This is a genomic window from Albidovulum salinarum, assembly GCF_025673475.1.
Lineage (GTDB): Bacteria > Pseudomonadota > Alphaproteobacteria > Rhodobacterales > Rhodobacteraceae > Albidovulum > Albidovulum salinarum.
Map to the genome: position 1 here is coordinate 141,112 of NZ_JAOVQO010000012.1, position 17,618 is coordinate 158,729.

Below are 17,618 nucleotides of genomic sequence, written 5' to 3' on the forward strand. Positions count from 1 at the left end.
AATCAGCCCCGGAGCACCCCGCCCGTGACCTTGGCGACCCTCTCGACGATGTTCGCGGAAACCGCCTCGATCTCCTTCGGCGCGCGTGGGGGCTCGCGCCCCTGCAGCACCATGACGACATCCGCCTCGGCGATTACCTCCCGCGTTCGGGACGCTTCCATCCTACCTCCGTTGCGCGCAGTCGAGAAGCAGCGCCGCTCCGCCCCCAGTCGATACGAGTGTCGCCCTGCGCTCCGGGATGTCGGCGACGACTTCCAGTATCTTCGCATTGGTGCGGTTCTCAACGGGCTCGTAGTCGCGACCGTCCCGCGTGAGCCAGAGCCCCCCGCCATCCGGCGCGACGAGGAACGACCCGCCGAAGTTTTCTGAATGCACGGGGGACAGAAGGCCGGAGGGCTCGAACGGCATCGGCAGCTTCTCGACCGCGAAATCCGCGTCGAACGAGAAGAACCCCTGCTCGCTGAGGAAGACGTCGAGATCCCCGAGCCGGGCGAAACGCACATAACGGCCAATGCGCGACGGCGCGAGCTGTGGCATCGCAACCATCCGCGTTCCGTCCCACAGGTAGCGATTCCGCTCGTCGTCCTCGACGATCACCTGATCCCGCCCGGGCACGGGCATGTTCCGCGCATCAGACTGCCCCAGCCTAAGGCCCTCCTGCTCGGCATTGCGCGCCCGAACCGGACTGCCCGGGACCGGCTCTACCCCATTCGGCCCCAAGAGGACGAGGTCCGGCAGCCATTCATCGGAATCGTTTCCGAGGATGACACGCTCGAACCATGTCGACCGGCCATTAACGCGCCAGACGATGGCACGCCCACCGGCCATGACCGGCCGGCGCCGCGTCGCGACGCTGTAAAGAAGCCTCGGAACCGCGCCGCTCGCATCCAGCACGAAAACTTGCATGGGCATGTCCAGAATAACCCGCCCGCCACTGTCGACGAGAACCGGAGCTTCCGGCAATCGCCACCCCAGCGCGACCGGCTCGCCGAAGTCGAGCGGCTCCCACATCCCGCCGCGCTCGGGGTGAAACCAGATCTGGCCGTCGGACGCGGCAAGATATCCGCCGAGGACGGGCACATATCGCGGCAGCGCGGTGTCTCCGCCGAGGTCCAAGCCGTCCCGGTTTGAGTAGGACAGGCCGTTCAGCTCGGAAAGGCGCTGCCGTCCGTTCGCGACTTCATAAAGCCTGCCGTCGCGAAGCAACTGGTAGATCCGGTCCTGTTCTGGATCATATCGGCTCAGCATATAGTCCCGAAGCCCCGGCACCGGCCTGAACTCCCGCGCGCCCGGCTCCAGCAGCCAGAGCTGGCGCGGATTCGCGCCAAAGCCGATCACGCTCCCGTCGCGGCGCTGCGCGAAGAACTTGTACTGGGATAGATCCGTGGCCGGGTAATCCGCGCCCAGTTCCTCGAACCGCAGTCCCCGCACCGTGTAGAGCGGATAGCGGCTCTGCGGCTTGACGATCAGCCACGGATAACCCGGAATCACGGTCGCGTCCCAGGCGATGCGCCTGGGATCTTCCCGTTCCAGTTCCGTGATCGGCCCACCGCCGGCGAGCGGGACGACGCACAAGGCCTCGCCCCGAACCTGCCCGGCCACCAGCGCCAGCAGAAGCGCCAGCCAGCGCATGTTACGACCTCAGCACCCCGCCCGTGGCCTTGGCGACCTTCTCGACGATCTTCGCGGAAACCGCCTCGATCTCCTCGTCGGTGAGGGTCTTGTCGCGCGGCTGCAGGCGCACCGAAATCGCGAGCGACTTCTTGCCCGCGCCCATCTGCGCCTCGGCCTTCTCGCCGGTGAACTGGTCGAAGACCGAAACCGCCTCGATCAGCGCCTTGTCGGCGCCCTGCGCGGCATTCACGAGCGTCAGCGCCTCGACTCCCTTGTCGACGACGAAGGCGAAATCGCGCTCCACCGCCTGCAGGTCGGAGATCCCCAGCGCCGCCCGCGTCGCGGACTTCGCCTTCGGGAACGGCACCTTCTCGACGAAGACCGTGAAGGCCACCGCCGGGCCCTTCACGCCCATCGCCTTCAAGACCTTCGGATGCACCTCGCCGAAGGCGCACAGAGCGTTCGGACCGAGCCCCATCACGCCCGCGCGTCCCGGATGCCACCAGCCCGCCACCTTGCGGCTGACCTGCATCCGCGCCGGCGCGCCGAGGACCGACAGCACCGCCTCGGCATCGGCCTTGGCGTCGTAAAGATCGACCGCCCGGCGCGAGCCGTAGGGATCGCGCGCCGCCGAGGCGCCGACCAGAAGCCCGGTCGCATGAAGCGACTGTTCCCCCGGCTCGCCGCCGGCAAACGCCGGCCCGACCTCGAAGAGCGCCAGATCCGCAAAGCCCCGCGCCTGGTTGCGTGCCGCCGCCGCCAGCAGCCCCGGCAGAAGATCGGGCCGCATATGCGTCATCTCCGAGGAGATCGGGTTCTCCACCCGCGTCGCCTCGGTGCCGCCGCCGAACAAGGTCGCGGCCTCGGCGTCGATGAAGGAATAGGTCACGCATTCGTTGTAGCCGAGCCCGGCGAGCATCCGCCGCGCCGCCTTCTCGCGCATCTGCATCGGCGTCAGCACCGGCTTCGGCACGCCGGGCCGCGCCCGCCGCATCGGCTTGCCCTCGAGCTTCGTCAGGGACGCGATCCGCGCCACCTCCTCCACGAGATCGGCCTCGCCGAGGATGTCCGGCCGCCACGACGGTGGGCTCGCCATCCCGCCTTCCAGCGTGAAGCCCAAAGCCTCCAGCGTGCCCCGCTGCTCGCCCTCGGGAATGTCCATGCCGACGAGGCTGACCACCCGCTTCGGATCGAAGCGGTAGGCCCGCGCGGTGTCCGGCACCGCGCCGTCCATCACCACCTCCGAGGCCTCGCCGCCGCAAAGATCGAGGATCATCCGCGTCGCCATCTCCAGCCCCGGCAGGGTGAACGCCGGGTCCACCCCGCGCTCGAACCGGTAGCGCGCATCGGAATGGATCCGAAGCGCCCGGCCTGTCGTCGCGATGGTGATCGGGTCCCAGTAGGCGCTCTCGAGGAAGACGTTGACGGTTTCCTCGGTCACGCCGGTCGGCGCCCCGCCCATCACGCCGGCGATGCTCTCCGGGCCTTCGTCGTCCGAGATCACCATCATGCCCGGCTGGAACCGGTAGGTCTTCTCGTCGAGCGCCTCCAGTTCCTCGCCGCCCGTCGCGGCATGGATCCGCAGGCCGCCCTTCACCTTGTCGGCGTCGAAGACGTGCAGGGGGCGGTTCTGGTCGAAGGTGAAGTAGTTGGTGATATCGACCAAAGCCGAGATCGGCCGGTGCCCGGTCTCAAGGAGGAGCCGCTGCAACCATTCCGGGCTCGGCCCGTTCTTCACGCCCCGGATGACCCGCCCGGTGAAGAGAGGACAGCCCTTCTCCTTCAGGCTCTCGTCGATCGTCACCCCGATCGGGCTCCTGAAGCTGCCCGCGACCGGCTCTACCGCCTGCGGCTTGAGCTTGCCCAGCCCCCGCGCCGCGAGGTCGCGGGCGATCCCGCGCACGCCCAGGGCATCGGGCCGGTTCGGGGTGATCTTGATGTAGATCATCGGGTCGTTGAGACCCTTCCAGTCGATGAACCGCGCACCAAGCTCGGCCTCCTCGGGCAGGTCGATGATGCCCTCGTGGTCGTCCGAGAGCATCAGCTCGCGCTCCGAACAGAGCATCCCGTTACTCTCGACGCCCCGGATCACGCCCGGCTTGAGGTCCACCCCGGTGCCCGGCACATGGGTGCCGACGGGCGCGAAGACGCCGTAGAGCCCGGTCCGCGCGTTCGGCGCGCCGCAGACCACCTGCACCTCCTCCATCCGGCCGCCGGGGCCGTCCGGGTAGGTGGCGACGCGGCAGAGCCGGAGCTTGTCGGCATTCGGATGCTGCACCGCCTCGATCACGCGGCAGATGCGGAACGCGCCCAGCCGTTCGGCCGGGTCCACGACCTCCTCGACCTCGAGCCCGAGATCGGTGAGCGCCTCGGTGATCTCGGCAAGCGAGGCCGCGGTGTCGAGATGCTTTTTCAGCCAGGAGAGGGTGAATTTCATTTTGTTTTTCCATTCGTCAGGCGAGGTTCAACCTGCCCCAAGGCGCGCTATTTTGCGCCATTCCACAGCATTCTTTGGAGACTAGCTGAAGTCGCAAGATCAACGCTCTCATCGCCAAAAAGCTCGATGCGCATTTCCTTGATCAGCTCACTGCGCTTGATGAGAAAATTCTTTCTTGCATCAGCATCACCGTGCTTCTGCTCTTCGGAAAGCGAAAGGCGCCAGTCCAAAAGCGCTGTCTCAACAGCCGCCGCGGTGCGTAACACCTGCTCGCTAGCATAGAGCTGAACAGAGTCGTAGGCGTGGCTAGCACGCGCATTTGTTTCATTTAGCACGCGCATGTGTGCGTCATCGATACTCGCATATAGCGCATCTCTCGAGACGTCTGTAAGCGCAGCAAGATAAGAGCGATAAGCCTCTTTCTTCTCGCGCAGTAGTGTTTCCCCTCGATCTATTTTCTTTTGCACGACATAGGTTATGCCAGCGACAATTGCGCCGATAATTGTCACGAGCAACGGAACGTAATTACTCACCTGCTCAACCCCCCATGCACCGTCGGCAAATCAAGGCCGGCAAAGCCGTAATGCCTCAGCCACCTGAGATCGCTCTCGAAGAACGCCCGCAGATCCGGGATCCCGTATTTCAGCATCGCCAGCCGGTCGATGCCGAGCCCGAAGGCAAAGCCCTGCCATTCGTTCGGGTCGATCCCGCCCGCCGCCAGCACCTTCGGATGCACCATGCCGGAGCCGAGGATCTCCATCCAGCCGTCGCCCTCGCCGATCTTCAGCTGGCCGCCCTCCCAGGAGCAGCGGATATCGACCTCGGCCGAGGGCTCGGTGAAGGGGAAATGCGAGGCGCGGAAGCGCAGTTCCACCGTATCTACCTCGAAGAACGCCCGGCAGAACTCCTCCAGCACCCATTTCAGGTTGGCCATCGACAGGTCGCGGTCGATCGCCAGCCCCTCGACCTGGTGGAACATCGGCGTGTGGGTCTGGTCCATGTCCATCCGGTAGACCCGGCCCGGCGCGATCACCCGCAGGGGGGCGCCGTGGGTCTGCATCGCCCGGATCTGCACCGGCGAGGTATGGGTGCGCAAGACATGCGGCGGCCGGTCGTCGCCTTCCGCGCGGGCCATGAAGAACGTGTCATGCTCCTGCCGCGCGGGATGCTCGGGCGGGATGTTCAAGGCGTCGAAATTGTACCAGTCGCTCTCGATCTGCGGGCCCTCGGCCACCGCGAAGCCCATGTCGGCGAAGATCGCGGTCACTTCCTCGGTCACCTGGCTCACCGGATGGATCGTCCCCATCCGCCGCGGCCGCCCCGGCAGCGTCACGTCGAGCCACTCGGCCTTCAGCCGCTCGTCGAGTGCTGCATCCGCCAGCGCCGCCTTCTTCGCGCGAAGCGCGGCGTCGATCTCGTCCTTGAGCCGATTGAGCGCCGCCCCGGCGGCCTGCCGCACGGCGGGGTCCATCTGGCCAAGCTCGCGCATCTTCAGCGAGATCTCGCCCTTCTTGCCAAGCGCGGCAAGACGGATCTCCTCCAGCGCGGTCTCGTCCCCCGCCCCGGAAATCCCTTCCAGATACTTGCCCTTGAGCGTGTCCAATCCGTCCATATGACCCTCCGGCGGCTACCGGCCTTCTGCTATCACACGGCCCCCCGAATTCAAGGCCGCCAAAGAAAAACCCCGCGACGGCCGTTCCGGCCACTCGCGGGGTTCACACTGTCCCTCTGGAGAGAGAGTTTACGCGAGCGCGGCCTTCGCCTTTCCGACGATGGCCTCGAACGCCGCCGGCTCATGCACGGCGAGATCGGCGAGCACCTTGCGGTCAACCTCGATCCCGGCCTTGGAGAGCGCGTTGACGAAGCGCGAATAGGTCATTTCGGCGTCGAGCGCCCGGACCGCGGCGTTGATCCGCTGGATCCACAGCGCGCGGAAATTGCGCTTGCGGGCCTTGCGGTCGCGGGTCGCGTACTGCTGCGCCTTGTCGACGGCCTGGGTGGCGGTGCGGAAGTTGCGCGAACGGGCCGAGTAGTAGCCTTTCGCCTTCTTGATCACCTTGCGGTGGCGGGCGTGGGTGACGACGCCGGATTTAACGCGGGACATGGGTCACTCTCCTCAGCGGTTGTACGGCATGTATTTCTTGACGATCTTCGCATCCGCGTCGGCCAGCAGCATCGTGCCGGTCGCCTTGCGGATGAAGTCCGTCGAGCGTTTGATCATGCCGTGACGCTTGCCGGCGACACCAGCCTTGACGCGGCCCGAGGCCGTCATCTTGAACCGCTTCTTGGCGGCCGATTTGGTCTTCATCTTGGGCATTTCCATCTCCTCGTCAGAGTGAACGCGCGACTCGGCAATGCCACTTGGCCGGCCTCGCGGGGTATTCGAGTGGCGCCCTATAGCCGCGTTGGCGGGGTTTGGCAAGGGCCGGGCGGCGTTCCGTCCGCATCGCGCGGCTTGCCCATATGCCCCGTCAGCGTTCGGCGGCGACCTTCGCATCCGTCAAGGGCACCCGTTCGCCCCGGCGGATGACCTTCGGGTCGTAGGGCTTGCGGGCGAAGACCTCGCGGACCATCGGGGCGAAGAATTCGAGCGGCAGGTCGTCGTAGTCGGGGTCAAAGCTCGCCTGGTCCCAGCGTTCGCAGAACTCGGCGCAGTCGTCGAAATAGGGGTGGCCGCGGTGGCGTTCGCGCTTGTTCTGGTCGAAGCCGTCGAGATGGTGGCCGTAGTAGAGCATCTGGAAGTCGCCGTGGGTCTGGACGCACCAGGAGCATTGCTCGCGGACGAAGGGCTTCAGGATCGTCGCGGCGTATTCGTCGTGATTGTAGGGGGCGTAGATGTCGCCGATGTCGTGGAGGAGGGCCGAGACCACCCAGTCGATGTCGGCGCCGTCGCGCCAGGCGCGGGTGGCGCTTTGCACCGAATGGCCGAGCCGGGTGATCTGGTAGCCCGAGAGGCTCTTGTCGAGGTCGACGAGGGCCGTCAGCAGCCGGTCGGCGGTGTGCTTGGTGTGGTCGATCTCGTGGGCGGTGAGGAATTCGTATTCTTCCTTCGTGCCGTCCTTCATCTGGGTAAAGCTGACTTTTTCCATTAGCGTGCCTCTGCGTACAGACCTTTGTCGTTGGTGGTGCCCTGCATCAGGAACTTGGCCTGAGCGGAGCGGATTTCCTCGTAGAGCGCAAGGCTCGCGGGGGTGAAGTTCGCCGTGGGGGCGGCGTAGTTGATGAAGTTGCCGACCCGGTCGGCGCCGCGGGCGAGCATCGCGTAGTCCTTGTCGCCGACAAGCTGGGCGATTTCCGGGGTCACGTAGCGGACGACGGCGCCGATGCGGCGGTCGTCGGTGGTGTTGGGGCCGGAGCCGTGGATCGTCAGCCCGTGGTGGAGGCTGATCTGGCCGGGCATGAGCTCGATCGGCACCCGGTCCTCGGGGGCGACGTCGACCTTGACCTCCTGTCCGCGCGAGAGGAGGTTGTCCTCGGCGAAGGTGTCCTCGTGCGGCAGGATCGGGTTGAGGTGGCTCGCGCGCACGAACTCCATGCAGCCCGAGGCGCGGGTCGCGGGCGAGAGTGCCAGCCACATCGTCACCATGCCGTCGATCGCGCCGAGGCCCCAGTAGGTCAAGTCCTGGTGCATCGAGACCTTATGCTTGGTGCGCGGCTCCTTGACGAAGAACTCCACCCCGTAGATCAGGAGGTCGGGGCCGAGGATGCCCTCCACGATGTCGAGGATCGCGGGGTCGGTGCCGATCCGGTGCGCCAACGGCAGCACACAGTTGGCGTTGACGCGCTTGTAGGTGTTCAAGGGCAGCGGCAGGCCGGCGTCGAGCCAGTCATGCTCGATTGTCTCCAGTTCCGAGCGCCAAGCGCGGGCCTTTTCGGCCGGAATCGCCTGGATCGGGAAGAGATAGCCGTCCTCCCAGTATCTCGCCTTCTCGGCCTCCGTGAGGCGGCCTTCGATCAAGGGTACACACATCGCAGTCTCCTGTCCGTCGCGTTGGGGAACGCTAACGCGGATGCGCCAAAGTTCAGAACGGTATCTCTTGCCGGTCAGGTTAAGCTGAGCTTATCCTCCCCGCATGGACCGCACCCGCATCCCCTCGTTGAACTGGCTCCGCGTCTTCGAGGCGGCGGCTCGGACCGAAAGCTTCGCCCGCGCGGCGGCGGAGCTGAACATGTCGCCCCCTGCCGTCAGCCAGCAGGTCAAGGCGCTGGAGAGCCATCTCGGCATGCCGCTTTTCACCCGGCACGCGCATGCGGTGCGGCTGACCGAGGCGGGGCGGGCCTACCTGCCCTCGGTGCAGATGTCGCTCGTCTCGCTGGAGACCTCGACGGCGGGGCTCTTCGGCCGGGCGCGGGAGGAGCGGCTCTACGTCCAGGCGGTGCATATCTTCGCGCAAGGCGTGCTGGCGCCTCTCTTCACCGATTTCACCGCCCGCCATCCCGATATCGCGCTCACCCTGACCACGGGCAACGCGGTCGAGGACTTCACCCATGCCTTTTCAGACCTGAAGATCATCTTCGGCGCGCCCTCGGCCTTCGGCCGCGCCCATGACCGGCTTATCGGCGAGGTGCTCTACCCGGTGGCGACGCCTGAGATCGCGGCGCGGATCAAGGCCCCGGCCGACCTTCTGGCGCATCCTTTGCTGGAGGTCGCGACCCACCGCGCCGGCTGGCCGCATGTGTTCGAGAGCCTGCGGCTCCTCGGCGCCGGGGCACGGGTGGTGATGGTGGATTCGACGGTGATGGCGGCGGCGCTGGCCGGCCACGGCGCCGGGATCGCGCTCGCCCGCGCGCCGGCGAGCGACCCGATCGTGCGGGCGCAGGGGCTGGTGCCCTGCCTGCCGGGCGTCGCGGTGCCGGGCTTGGAATACTACCACCTCATCTATCCCGATCCGGGCACGCTCCGCCGTCCGGCGCGGGCGTTCCGCAGCTGGCTGATGGAGCGGATGGCGGAGATGGCGCTTCCTGCGGCCCAATGCTGAGGCGAGGAGCGGCCCTCAGCGCAGCGCGGCCGGGCGGATCGTTGCGTCCTCGTCCGCCGAGATCTGCCGCTCGGTCTCGCGGCGGAGCTTGCGGCGCATCCGCTCGGGGTACTCGTCGTAATCCTCGGCCGTGACCACGAAGGCATTGCCGCCGGTCATCACGTTCTGCGCGAAATAGTCCGGCAGGCCCTCGTCGTCGCCGCGGATCACCAGCGCGTTCACGGTGATCGCCAGCGCCTCGAGGTCGGGGCGGATCTCGGCGGGCTCGGCGCCCTCGTTCGAACGCCCGTCGCCTGAGATGTCGATCACCCGGCGGCGGCAGGCTGGTGCGTCGATCACGACGTCGGTGGCGAAGCTCAGGGCCTCGCCGATGGCGGTGGAGAACTCGGTCCAGATCCGCGGCGCGGTCTCGACCCGGCGGGCCAGCGCCTTGAGGTCGGCAACGGAGCCGACCTTGGTCCAGCCGATGGTGAGGTCCTGACGCGAGGCGCCGGTCCATTGCATCAGCGCGACCACCGCCTGGCCCCGGACGAGCGCCTCGGTCACGACCGGATCGCGCAGCCCCTCGGCCAGTCCGCGCATCTGCACCGCGTATTCGCGCCGGTCGACCGACCCCGAGACATCGACCGCAAGAAGAAGCGCGAGTTCGCAGGCCCCGGCTTGCGCCGGAGTGAGGGCGACGAGGCTCAGGGCCCCGGCGAGGGCGGCGCGAAACCGTGTCATGGCCGAAGTTTAGCAGCGCCTGCCCGTTCCGGTCCATCGCGATCCGATCACATCGGCATCAGCGCCCAGTAGTCGAGATCGAGAAGCACGTCGGGCCGGTACTTGCCGTCGTCACCCTTCAGCGCGAAGGGCTCGGCGCCGTGGCGCACCGCCACGAGCCGCAGCCGGACCGCGCCGACGCCCGGCGCCGCGGTTTCGGCCTTGTCGAGCACCTCCGACCAGGCGCGCACGGTGTCGCCGGAAAAGCAGGGGTTGGCATGGGCGCCGGCGTTGAGGGCGACGATCACCTGAGCATTCGCAAGGCCATTGAACGAGAGCGCGCGGGCGAGCGAGATAACATGGCCGCCGTAGATCAGCCGCTTGCCGTCCTCGCGCTGGGTGGCGTCGAAATGCACCTTGGCGGTGTTCTGCCAGAGCCTTGTGGCGAGCATGTGCTCGGCCTCCTCGACGGTGACGCCGTCGACGTGGTCGATCTGCTCGCCCATCGCGTAGTCGCCCCAGCAGTGCGGCTCACCGGCGAGCGTGAAGTCGTAATGGGAGAAATCGAGCCCCTCGGGGATCACCAGGTCGGCGGCGGCGACGGCGGGCGCGAGCGCGGGGATCACGGTCTCGGGCGCGGGCGCGCTCGCGTCGCGCTTCCTGACCATCACCCAGCGGACGTATTCCATCACCGCCTCGCCCGCCTGGTTCAGGCCGCGGGTGCGGACATAGACGACGCCCGACTTGCCGTTCGAGTTTTCCTTCAGCCCGATGACCTCGGATTCCGACCGGAGCGTGTCGCCGGGCCAGACCGGCTTCAGCCAGCGGCCCTCGGCATAGCCGAGATTGGCGATGGCGTTGAGCGAGATGTCGGGCACGGTCTTGCCGAAGACGGTGTGGAAGGCGATGAGGTCGTCCATCGGCGCGGCGGCGAGGCCCGAGGCCCGCGCGAATTCGTCCGAGGAATAGAGCGCGCCCCGCGCCGGGTAGAGCGCGTGGTAGAGCGCCCGCTCGCCGCCCGAGACGGTGCGCGGCACGGCATGGGCGATCACCTCGCCGAGGGTGTAGTCTTCGAAGAAACGGCCCGGATTGGTCTTCATTGCTCGCCCAGTCTGATGTCAGGTGTGTAGGTGCCCGCCGTCTCCTTCACCACCGCCTGTCCGCAGCGCATCACGCCCTTCGCGGCGTCGAAGGCGTAGGTCGGCGCGCCGTGAAGCGCCCAGCCGCGATTGAGCGCGGCGGTGACCTTGTGGCAGAAGGCCGAGGTGTCGTCGTCGGAGAGGAAGCGGTAGAGTTTCATCCGTAGGTCCCGAGGAACGGGCTGTAGCCGAGCCAGTAATGCGCGCCCGCGATCAGCGCGTAGACGACGAGCGTGATTGCGGCCCCGATCAGGTCGGAGCGGAGCTTGCCGGTTGCCGGCGGCGTCCAGGGCTCCTGCGACGAGATCAGCGCCATCGAGACCAGGGCCCAGAGCCCGAGCCAGCCGAAGAGCACGGCCGAGGCCATGTCGCCGTTCACCAGAAGATGCGCCACCGCCCAGAGCGCCACCGAGAGCAGCATCGGGTGGCGCAGCTTCGTCTTCACGATCCCCTTCGAATGCGGCACGCCGATCAGGAAGACCGCGATCAGCATCAGCAGGTTGTTGAGATGCCCCATGCCGGGCCAGGGGGTGTAGACCGGATCGACCCCGGCGCGGCGGTAGCCGATCACTATCAGCGCAAGCGCGGCGATCGAGAGCACGGACACCAGCATCTTGCCCGGCAGGACGCCGAGCCGCGCCCGGAGGCCGGGCGCCACCCGCTTGAAGAGATGCGCCACGGTCCAGAGGACCAGGCCAAGGATCATCACTTGCATGTCGCACCTCGCGCGCCGGGGAAACCGGGCCGCAGTTTCCCCTAAATCGCGCGTTCCGCAATAGCCGAGGCGCGCGAGAGGATCTGCCTTGCCGTCACGGCATGCAGGTTCTCGACGATCTTGCCGTCGACCACGGCCACGCCCTGACCGGCGCGCTGCGCGGCGTCGAAGGCCTCGATCTGGCGGCGGGCGAGCTCGATCTCGGCCTCGGAGGGGGCGAATTCCTCGTTGGCGACCGGGATCTGCGCGGGGTGGATCACGGTCTTGCCGTCGAAGCCCATGTCGCGGCCCTGGCGGCATTCGGCCCGCAATCCGTCATCGTCCTTGAAGGCGTTGTAGACGCCGTCGATGACGATGCGGCCAAAGGCGCGGGCGGCCAGAAGGCAGAGCCCGAGGCTCGCCACCATCGGCTCGCGGTCGGGGCGGAAGCGGGTGCCGAGTTCCTTGGCGAGGTCGTTGGTCCCCATGACCATCCCGGCGAGCCGGGGATGGGCGGCGATGGCGGCGGCGTTGAGGATGCCGGCGGGCGTCTCCATCATCGCCCAGAGCGGTACGTCGGGGATGAGGGCGGCCACCGCATCCACATCGGCGGGCGAACCGACCTTGGGGATGAGGATCGCGTCGACCTTCGCGCCCCGGAAAGCGGCGGCGTCCTCGCGCCCCCAGGGCGTGTCGAGCCCGTTGATCCGCACGATCTTCGCACGGGTGCCGTAATCGGCCGTGGCGAGCACACCGGCGAGGAGCGCGCGGGCATTGTCCTTCTCGTCGGCCGCCACCGCGTCCTCGAGGTCGAAGATGATCGCGTCGGCCGGCAGTTCGCGCGCCTTTTCCAGCGCACGCTCGCGGGCGGCGGGGATGTAGAGCACCGAGCGGTAGGGGCGCATCCGGTCGTCGGAAAGGGGCATCGAACTCTCCTCGCAATATTATTTCGCAAATGACCACATTCCCGGCAGATTCCGCAAGCCCATAAATGCCGCAGCGCAGAAATTTCTTCGCGACCGCGAAAACCCGCCGGTCAGGCGGCGAGAAGCTCGCACAGGATCCCGGCCGCCGCGGCGCAGGCCTCTCGACTCACGTCGAGATGGGTACAGGCGCGGACCCGGCGCGGCCCGAACGGCACGAGCAGCACCCCGCGCTCCGCCGCCCGCCGCACGAGGGTCGCGGCGTCGGGCGCGCCGGGCGCGAGGTCGAAGACGACGATGTTGCTCTGCACCGTCGCGAGGTCGAGCGCCACCCCCTTCGCCCCGGCCAGCGCCCCGGCGATCAGCCGCGCATTGGCGTGGTCCTCGGCGAGCCGGTCGATGTTGTGGTCGAGCGCGTGGAGCCCGGCGGCGGCGACGATCCCGGCCTGCCGCCAGGCGCCGCCGAGCATCCGCCGGATCCTGATGGCACGGGCGATGGTCTCGGCCGGCCCGGCGATGACGCTGCCGATCGGGCAGCCGAGCCCCTTCGAGAGCGCGATCGACACGAGGTCGAAGGGCGCGGCGAGCCGTTCCGGCGCCAGCCCGGTCGCGCAGGCCGCGTTGAAAAGCCGCGCGCCGTCGAGATAGCTCGCCATCCCGAGCGCGGCGGCGCGGGCGCAGACCGCCTCGGCCTCGGCGTGGGGAAAGACGATGCCGCCGCCGCGGTTGTGGGTGTTCTCGACCACGACGAGGGTGGTCGGCGGGTAGACGACATGGCCCGCGGGCTTGAAGGCGGCGTCGAGATCGGCGGCGGTGAAGAGCCCGCCCCTCCCGATCGCCGCGAACTGCACCCCGGCATTGGCGGGCGCGGCGCCGGTCTCGTGCCAGGCGACATGCACCTCCTGCCCGACGATCACCTCGTCGCCGGGCCGGGTCAGGAGCTTCAGCGCGATCTGGTTGGCCATCGTGCCGCTCGCGACGAAGAGCGCGGCCTCCTTGCCGAGCCGCTCGGCCACAACCTGCTGGAGCCGGTTGACGCTCGGATCCTCGCCGTACTGGTCGTCGCCGACGGGGGCGGCGGCCATCGCGGCGCGCATCGCTTCGCCGGGCGCGGTCACGGTGTCCGATCTGAGGTCGATCCGGTCGTTGCCCATCTGTCCCTCCGATGTTGCACGGGACCGATCCTAGCAGATTCCCGGCACCGGAACGCGGGCGCGCGCCGGGTTAACCACATTTACCGCATCGCGGCGCAGGATCGCCCCGTCACCGCCCGCCGGAAGCGCGGGCCATAGGAAGGGACGCCCATGAAACAGCAGCTTTTCGCCCTGTCGCTCGGCTTCGTTGGGGTGATCCTCGCCACCGAGTACGCCTTCGGCGCACCGGCCCGTCCGCACCCGGCAATCACCGTTGACGCCCGTCAGACCACCGACAAGAGGTGCTTCAGGGAAATCAGCAAGAGCGCCCAGGTCACCAGCCGGAAGAAGAGCTCCGTCGGGATCACCCGGACCAGCCATACCCCGGCGAAGACCGACGCAACGGCAGGCAGCATCAGCACCGCCGCGACGCCGAGATTGGCCGGCGAGAGCTGGCCGAGCGCCCAGTAGGGCACGAGCTTCACCGCGTTGACGAAGGCGAAGAACACCGTCGCCGTGCCGGCGAAGGCCGCCTTCTCCAGCCGCAGGGGCAGCACGTAGACCTGATACGGCGGCGCCCCGGCATGGCTGACGAAGCTCGTGTAGCCCGCGACCGCCCCCCAGAAGAGCCCCGGCCCGACCCGCGCCGGTCCGGGGGCCGCCGGCGGCGCGGGGCGCAGCAGGAGGTTCAGCGCGAACACAAGCCCGATCGCGCCGACGATCCCGGTCACCAGCCGCTCGGACACCTGCGCCGCCGTCAGCCAGCCGAAGCCGATGCCGAGGACCGCCGCCGGGGCGAGGATCGCGAGCACGCGCCGGTCGAAGACGCGGCGGTAGGCCCAGAGCCCGAAGACATCCGAGGCGATCAGCACCGGCAAGATCAGCCCCGCCGCCGTCACCGGCGGCACCACGAGCGCGAGGACCGGCACCCCGAGCATCGCGACCACCGGCAGCCCGCCCTTCGACAGACCGACGAGCACCGCCGCCAGCACCGCAACCGCCCAGAAGACGCCGCCTTCCATCACCCGGAACCCCGCCCGACAATGTCGCCCGGCATAGCCGATGGGTCGCCCGGCGCAAAGCAATCTCGTGATGCCGCAGCGCAGCGGACTTGCGCGACGGGCCGCGAGGGGCTACCCAATGCCGCGACATTCACCTGGACCCGGAGACAAATCATGGCCAGACCCAAGATCGCCCTCATCGGCGCGGGGCAGATCGGCGGCACCCTCGCCCATCTCGCCGCGATCAAGGAACTCGGCGACGTCATCCTCTTCGACATCGCCGAAGGCACGCCGCAGGGCAAGGCGCTCGACATCGCGCAGTCCGGTCCGGTCGAAGGGTTCGACGCGAAGCTCAAGGGCGCCAATGATTACAGCGACATCGCCGGCGCCGACGTCTGCATCGTCACCGCCGGCGTGCCGCGCAAGCCCGGCATGAGCCGCGACGATCTTCTGGGCATCAACCTCAAGGTCATGAAGTCGGTGGGCGAGGGCATCAAGACCCATGCCCCGAACGCCTTCGTGATCTGCATCACCAACCCGCTCGACGCCATGGTCTGGGCGCTGCAGCAGTTCTCGGGCCTGCCGGCCGAGAAGGTCGTCGGCATGGCCGGCGTGCTTGATTCGGCGCGTTTCCGCCACTTCCTCAGCCTCGAGTTCAACGTCTCGATGAAGGACGTCACCGCCTTCGTGCTCGGCGGCCACGGCGACACGATGGTGCCGCTGGTGCGCTACTCGACCGTCGCCGGCATCCCGCTGCCGGATCTGGTCAAGATGGGCTGGACCACGCAGGAGAACATGGACGCCATCGTCCAGCGCACCCGTGACGGCGGCGCAGAGATCGTCGGGCTCCTGAAGACCGGCTCGGCCTTCTACGCCCCCGCCGCCTCGGCGATCGAGATGGCGGAAGCCTATCTCAAGGACCAGAAGCGGCTGCTGCCCTGCGCGGCTTACGTCGACGGTGCCTTTGGCCTCAAGGGGCTCTATGTCGGAGTGCCGACGATCCTCGGCGCCGGCGGCGTCGAGCGCATCGTCGACATCAAGCTCAACGACGACGAGCAGGCGATGTTCGACAAGTCGGTCGACGCGGTGAAGGGCCTCGTCGCCGCCTGCAAGGGGATCGACCCGTCGCTGGCTTGACCTCGCGCCGAAACTGGAATCTCCTGAAGCGCGGGCCGTCACCGGCCCGCGCTTTTCTTTTGATCCAAGGTGTTGAGCATATGCGCAAGTTATTCCCCCCGATCCTCCTCGGCGGCCTCCTCGCGATGGCCAGCCTCTCTCCCGCCCAAAGCCAGACGCCCCCCGGTCTGCAGGCGCGGATCGACGCGCTGGCGGGCGAGGCGGAGACGCATGGATTCGAGCTCGGCATGCTGCAAACCCTCCGCGCGGTCGAGAAGGCGCTGCAGACGCGCTATGAATACGGGGTCGGGCAGAACCTCAGGATGGTGCCGGTCTTCCGCATCGGGCCCGTGGTGGACATCAACCCCCGCCCCAAGCCGGCTGCGCCCGACACATTGTCGCGGATCGTCGAGACCTTCCTCGCCGATCTCGATCAGGCGCGCGCCACCCTCTCCGCCTCCGGTGCAGAAGCGCAGCCCTTCGAGCTGACGCTGCAGGACCTCTGGTTCGATCTCAACGCGGATGGTGAGCGCGCCGACGGCGAAGGCGCGGTGGAGCTTCTCGCCCCGATCGTGCTCGGCCGGGCCGGCCGGATCGCGCTACAGGACGGCACGCTCGCCGCCCCGATCACGATCCGCTTCGACGAGGCCGATCACGCCTGGCTCATGGCCTATACCCGGATGCTCGGCGGTTTCGGCAACCTCTTCCTCGCCTTCGACCCGACCGCGGCGCTCGAGGACATGGCCCGCGCCCGCGCTGCGCTGGCGGAGGCGCCCGAGATCGAGAATTTCTACGACATGGACCAGGTGGCGGCCGATATCGCCGCACTCGAGGCGCAACGGCGCGATCTGGACGCGCGGCTGGAACCGCTGGAGGACCAGCTCAAGCCCCTGCGCGAGCGCCAGCGGGAACTCGTCGAAGCCATGCACACGGCGACCGACGAAACCGCGAAACAGGCGCTCAAGGCCGAACTTGACCCGCTTCTGGAGGAGCTTCGCACCCTGAACGAGGCCCGGAACGCGCTCTTCCGCGACCAGCAGATGATCCGCGCCGAACTCCAGTCGGCCAAGGCCAGGCTGCCCGGCCGCGACACCCTGCCGAAGCCCGGCATGGAGCCCGAGTTCGACACGCTCCTCGTCGTCCTCACCGCGCTCCGCCAGCAACCCGACCCCGCGCGGCTCGCCGCCGCCCGCGACGACTGGCGCGCGATGATCGCCGAGAACCGGCGGTTCTGGGCCGCGCTCACCGCCGAGACCGACGACGACCGCGAATGGATCCCGAACCCGTCTCAGAGCGCCGCGCTTCCGGTCACCCTGCCGCCCGGCGTGGCCGAGGCCTGGCAGGCCATTCTCGCCGATGCCGAGGCGGTGCTCGACGGCCGGCTCCTCGTGCCGCATCCGCTGCTGCCGCCGGGCTACGGGATCGACCTGTCCGTCTATGTCGAGGATCCCGCGCCCATCGACATCCTCGAATGGATCCACGGCAAGGGCGCCTACCCCTATGCCGCGAAGGGCCCGCGCATCAGCGCCCAGAGCTGGCGCGCGTTCGAGCGGCTGACGGCCGGAAACGCCGGGGGCTTCGCGCTCTACTTCAACTGATCTCGGCCCGCGCGAATCGGGTTTTCGACTTTGTGATCACACTTTTTCGAGCCGTGATCACAAAATGTCGAATTATCCCCTCCGGGCGGGTTTTCCCGCATTTATCGCTTCGTCACGGGCCTCTCCCATGCGATGAGCGGGCCAGACCGAATGGAACGGGGATCAGCGATGAACATCCACGAATACCAGGCCAAGGCCCTTCTGCGCAGCTACGGCGCGCCGGTGTCGGACGGCCGCGCCGTCCTCAGGGCCGAGGAAGCCAAGACCGCCGCGGGCGAGCTC

The 17,618-nt window shown here is 67.9% G+C and carries 19 protein-coding genes; 3 read left to right on the plus strand and 16 right to left on the minus strand.

What is annotated here, in order from left to right:
• Positions 1-2: 2 nt before the first annotated feature.
• The 9 genes from OEZ60_RS13920 to OEZ60_RS13960 form a co-directional block, all read right to left on the minus strand.
• A complete protein-coding gene (locus OEZ60_RS13920) occupies positions 3-161 on the minus strand; it encodes a hypothetical protein (RefSeq protein WP_263337330.1) in 159 nt (52 codons plus the stop codon).
• A 1-nt stretch (position 162) separates the two neighbouring features.
• Positions 163-1,632, minus strand: a complete 1,470-nt coding sequence (locus OEZ60_RS13925; protein WP_263337333.1) for a hypothetical protein — start codon at positions 1,630-1,632, stop codon at positions 163-165.
• A gap of 1 nt (position 1,633) precedes the next feature.
• Entirely contained in the window at positions 1,634-4,051 is a 2,418-nt protein-coding gene (gene pheT / locus OEZ60_RS13930) for a phenylalanine--tRNA ligase subunit beta (RefSeq protein ID WP_263337335.1), read from the minus strand.
• Between the two features lie 47 nt (positions 4,052-4,098).
• A complete protein-coding gene (locus tag OEZ60_RS13935; RefSeq protein ID WP_263337338.1) occupies positions 4,099-4,584 on the minus strand; it encodes a hypothetical protein in 486 nt (161 codons plus the stop codon).
• Positions 4,581-5,663 (minus strand): phenylalanine--tRNA ligase subunit alpha, encoded by a 1,083-nt coding sequence (gene pheS, locus OEZ60_RS13940; protein WP_263337341.1) that lies wholly within the window; start codon positions 5,661-5,663, stop codon positions 4,581-4,583. Before pheS ends, OEZ60_RS13935 begins: the two co-directional genes overlap by 4 nt.
• Before the next feature lie 129 nt (positions 5,664-5,792).
• Complete coding sequence (rplT, locus tag OEZ60_RS13945) at positions 5,793-6,155, minus strand: 50S ribosomal protein L20 (protein ID WP_263337343.1); 363 nt, start codon at positions 6,153-6,155, stop codon at positions 5,793-5,795.
• Between the two features lie 12 nt (positions 6,156-6,167).
• On the minus strand, positions 6,168-6,368 hold the full coding sequence (rpmI, locus tag OEZ60_RS13950) for a 50S ribosomal protein L35 (protein WP_263337345.1): 201 nt from the start codon (positions 6,366-6,368) through the stop codon (positions 6,168-6,170).
• A 154-nt stretch (positions 6,369-6,522) separates the two neighbouring features.
• The gene (locus OEZ60_RS13955; protein WP_263337348.1) at positions 6,523-7,140 is read right to left on the minus strand and encodes an HD domain-containing protein; all 618 of its coding nucleotides are present in this window, start codon (positions 7,138-7,140) and stop codon (positions 6,523-6,525) included.
• A complete protein-coding gene (locus OEZ60_RS13960; protein ID WP_263337350.1) occupies positions 7,140-8,021 on the minus strand; it encodes a phytanoyl-CoA dioxygenase family protein in 882 nt (293 codons plus the stop codon). Before OEZ60_RS13960 ends, OEZ60_RS13955 begins: the two co-directional genes overlap by 1 nt.
• A gap of 103 nt (positions 8,022-8,124) precedes the next feature.
• Between OEZ60_RS13960 and OEZ60_RS13965 the strand changes: the two genes are divergently transcribed.
• On the plus strand, positions 8,125-9,030 hold the full coding sequence (locus OEZ60_RS13965; RefSeq protein WP_263337353.1) for a LysR family transcriptional regulator: 906 nt from the start codon (positions 8,125-8,127) through the stop codon (positions 9,028-9,030).
• 15 nt (positions 9,031-9,045) lie between these two features.
• Here the strand turns inward: OEZ60_RS13965 and OEZ60_RS13970 are convergent, their stop codons facing one another.
• The 7 genes from OEZ60_RS13970 to OEZ60_RS14000 form a co-directional block, all read right to left on the minus strand.
• Positions 9,046-9,753 (minus strand): DUF1194 domain-containing protein, encoded by a 708-nt coding sequence (locus tag OEZ60_RS13970; RefSeq protein WP_263337354.1) that lies wholly within the window; start codon positions 9,751-9,753, stop codon positions 9,046-9,048.
• A gap of 47 nt (positions 9,754-9,800) precedes the next feature.
• Positions 9,801-10,832: a MaoC family dehydratase gene (locus OEZ60_RS13975; RefSeq protein WP_263337356.1), complete on the minus strand. Its 1,032-nt coding sequence runs from the start codon at positions 10,830-10,832 to the stop codon at positions 9,801-9,803.
• Positions 10,829-11,032 (minus strand): DUF1737 domain-containing protein, encoded by a 204-nt coding sequence (locus tag OEZ60_RS13980; protein ID WP_263337358.1) that lies wholly within the window; start codon positions 11,030-11,032, stop codon positions 10,829-10,831. The genes OEZ60_RS13975 and OEZ60_RS13980 overlap by 4 nt, the downstream gene beginning before the upstream one ends.
• The gene (locus tag OEZ60_RS13985) at positions 11,029-11,586 is read right to left on the minus strand and encodes an NnrU family protein (RefSeq protein WP_263337360.1); all 558 of its coding nucleotides are present in this window, start codon (positions 11,584-11,586) and stop codon (positions 11,029-11,031) included. Before OEZ60_RS13985 ends, OEZ60_RS13980 begins: the two co-directional genes overlap by 4 nt.
• Positions 11,587-11,627: 41 nt before the next feature.
• The gene (locus OEZ60_RS13990) at positions 11,628-12,470 is read right to left on the minus strand and encodes an HpcH/HpaI aldolase/citrate lyase family protein (protein ID WP_263337390.1); all 843 of its coding nucleotides are present in this window, start codon (positions 12,468-12,470) and stop codon (positions 11,628-11,630) included.
• 131 nt (positions 12,471-12,601) lie between these two features.
• Positions 12,602-13,642, minus strand: coding sequence for a threonine aldolase family protein (locus tag OEZ60_RS13995; RefSeq protein ID WP_263337363.1), 1,041 nt, complete (start codon positions 13,640-13,642; stop codon positions 12,602-12,604).
• 263 nt (positions 13,643-13,905) lie between these two features.
• A complete protein-coding gene (locus OEZ60_RS14000) occupies positions 13,906-14,643 on the minus strand; it encodes a sulfite exporter TauE/SafE family protein (RefSeq protein ID WP_263337366.1) in 738 nt (245 codons plus the stop codon).
• Between the two features lie 153 nt (positions 14,644-14,796).
• On the opposite strand from OEZ60_RS14000, the gene mdh reads away from it, so the two are divergent.
• Positions 14,797-15,759, plus strand: a complete 963-nt coding sequence (gene mdh / locus OEZ60_RS14005) for a malate dehydrogenase (RefSeq protein ID WP_263337368.1) — start codon at positions 14,797-14,799, stop codon at positions 15,757-15,759.
• An 80-nt stretch (positions 15,760-15,839) separates the two neighbouring features.
• Positions 15,840-17,336 (plus strand): hypothetical protein, encoded by a 1,497-nt coding sequence (locus OEZ60_RS14010; protein ID WP_263337370.1) that lies wholly within the window; start codon positions 15,840-15,842, stop codon positions 17,334-17,336.
• Positions 17,337-17,618 lie beyond the last annotated feature (282 nt).

Bases quoted from the DNA above. Each gene is read 5' to 3' on its own strand.
- OEZ60_RS13995 (WP_263337363.1), bottom strand. From the start codon at position 13,642: ATGGGCAACGACCGGATCGACCTCAGATCGGACACCGTGACCGCGCCC.
- OEZ60_RS14010 (WP_263337370.1), top strand. From the start codon at position 15,840: ATGCGCAAGTTATTCCCCCCGATCCTCCTCGGCGGCCTCCTCGCGATG.
- mdh (WP_263337368.1), top strand. From the start codon at position 14,797: ATGGCCAGACCCAAGATCGCCCTCATCGGCGCGGGGCAGATCGGCGGC.
- OEZ60_RS14000 (WP_263337366.1), bottom strand. From the start codon at position 14,643: ATGGAAGGCGGCGTCTTCTGGGCGGTTGCGGTGCTGGCGGCGGTGCTC.
- OEZ60_RS13920 (WP_263337330.1), bottom strand. From the start codon at position 161: ATGGAAGCGTCCCGAACGCGGGAGGTAATCGCCGAGGCGGATGTCGTC.
- OEZ60_RS13985 (WP_263337360.1), bottom strand. From the start codon at position 11,586: ATGCAAGTGATGATCCTTGGCCTGGTCCTCTGGACCGTGGCGCATCTC.
- pheT (WP_263337335.1), bottom strand. From the start codon at position 4,051: ATGAAATTCACCCTCTCCTGGCTGAAAAAGCATCTCGACACCGCGGCC.
- rpmI (WP_263337345.1), bottom strand. From the start codon at position 6,368: ATGCCCAAGATGAAGACCAAATCGGCCGCCAAGAAGCGGTTCAAGATG.
- OEZ60_RS13975 (WP_263337356.1), bottom strand. From the start codon at position 10,832: ATGAAGACCAATCCGGGCCGTTTCTTCGAAGACTACACCCTCGGCGAG.
- OEZ60_RS13990 (WP_263337390.1), bottom strand. From the start codon at position 12,470: ATGCGCCCCTACCGCTCGGTGCTCTACATCCCCGCCGCCCGCGAGCGT.
- OEZ60_RS13925 (WP_263337333.1), bottom strand. From the start codon at position 1,632: ATGCGCTGGCTGGCGCTTCTGCTGGCGCTGGTGGCCGGGCAGGTTCGG.
- pheS (WP_263337341.1), bottom strand. From the start codon at position 5,663: ATGGACGGATTGGACACGCTCAAGGGCAAGTATCTGGAAGGGATTTCC.
- OEZ60_RS13965 (WP_263337353.1), top strand. From the start codon at position 8,125: ATGGACCGCACCCGCATCCCCTCGTTGAACTGGCTCCGCGTCTTCGAG.
- OEZ60_RS13960 (WP_263337350.1), bottom strand. From the start codon at position 8,021: ATGTGTGTACCCTTGATCGAAGGCCGCCTCACGGAGGCCGAGAAGGCG.
- OEZ60_RS13980 (WP_263337358.1), bottom strand. From the start codon at position 11,032: ATGAAACTCTACCGCTTCCTCTCCGACGACGACACCTCGGCCTTCTGC.
- rplT (WP_263337343.1), bottom strand. From the start codon at position 6,155: ATGTCCCGCGTTAAATCCGGCGTCGTCACCCACGCCCGCCACCGCAAG.
- OEZ60_RS13970 (WP_263337354.1), bottom strand. From the start codon at position 9,753: ATGACACGGTTTCGCGCCGCCCTCGCCGGGGCCCTGAGCCTCGTCGCC.
- OEZ60_RS13955 (WP_263337348.1), bottom strand. From the start codon at position 7,140: ATGGAAAAAGTCAGCTTTACCCAGATGAAGGACGGCACGAAGGAAGAA.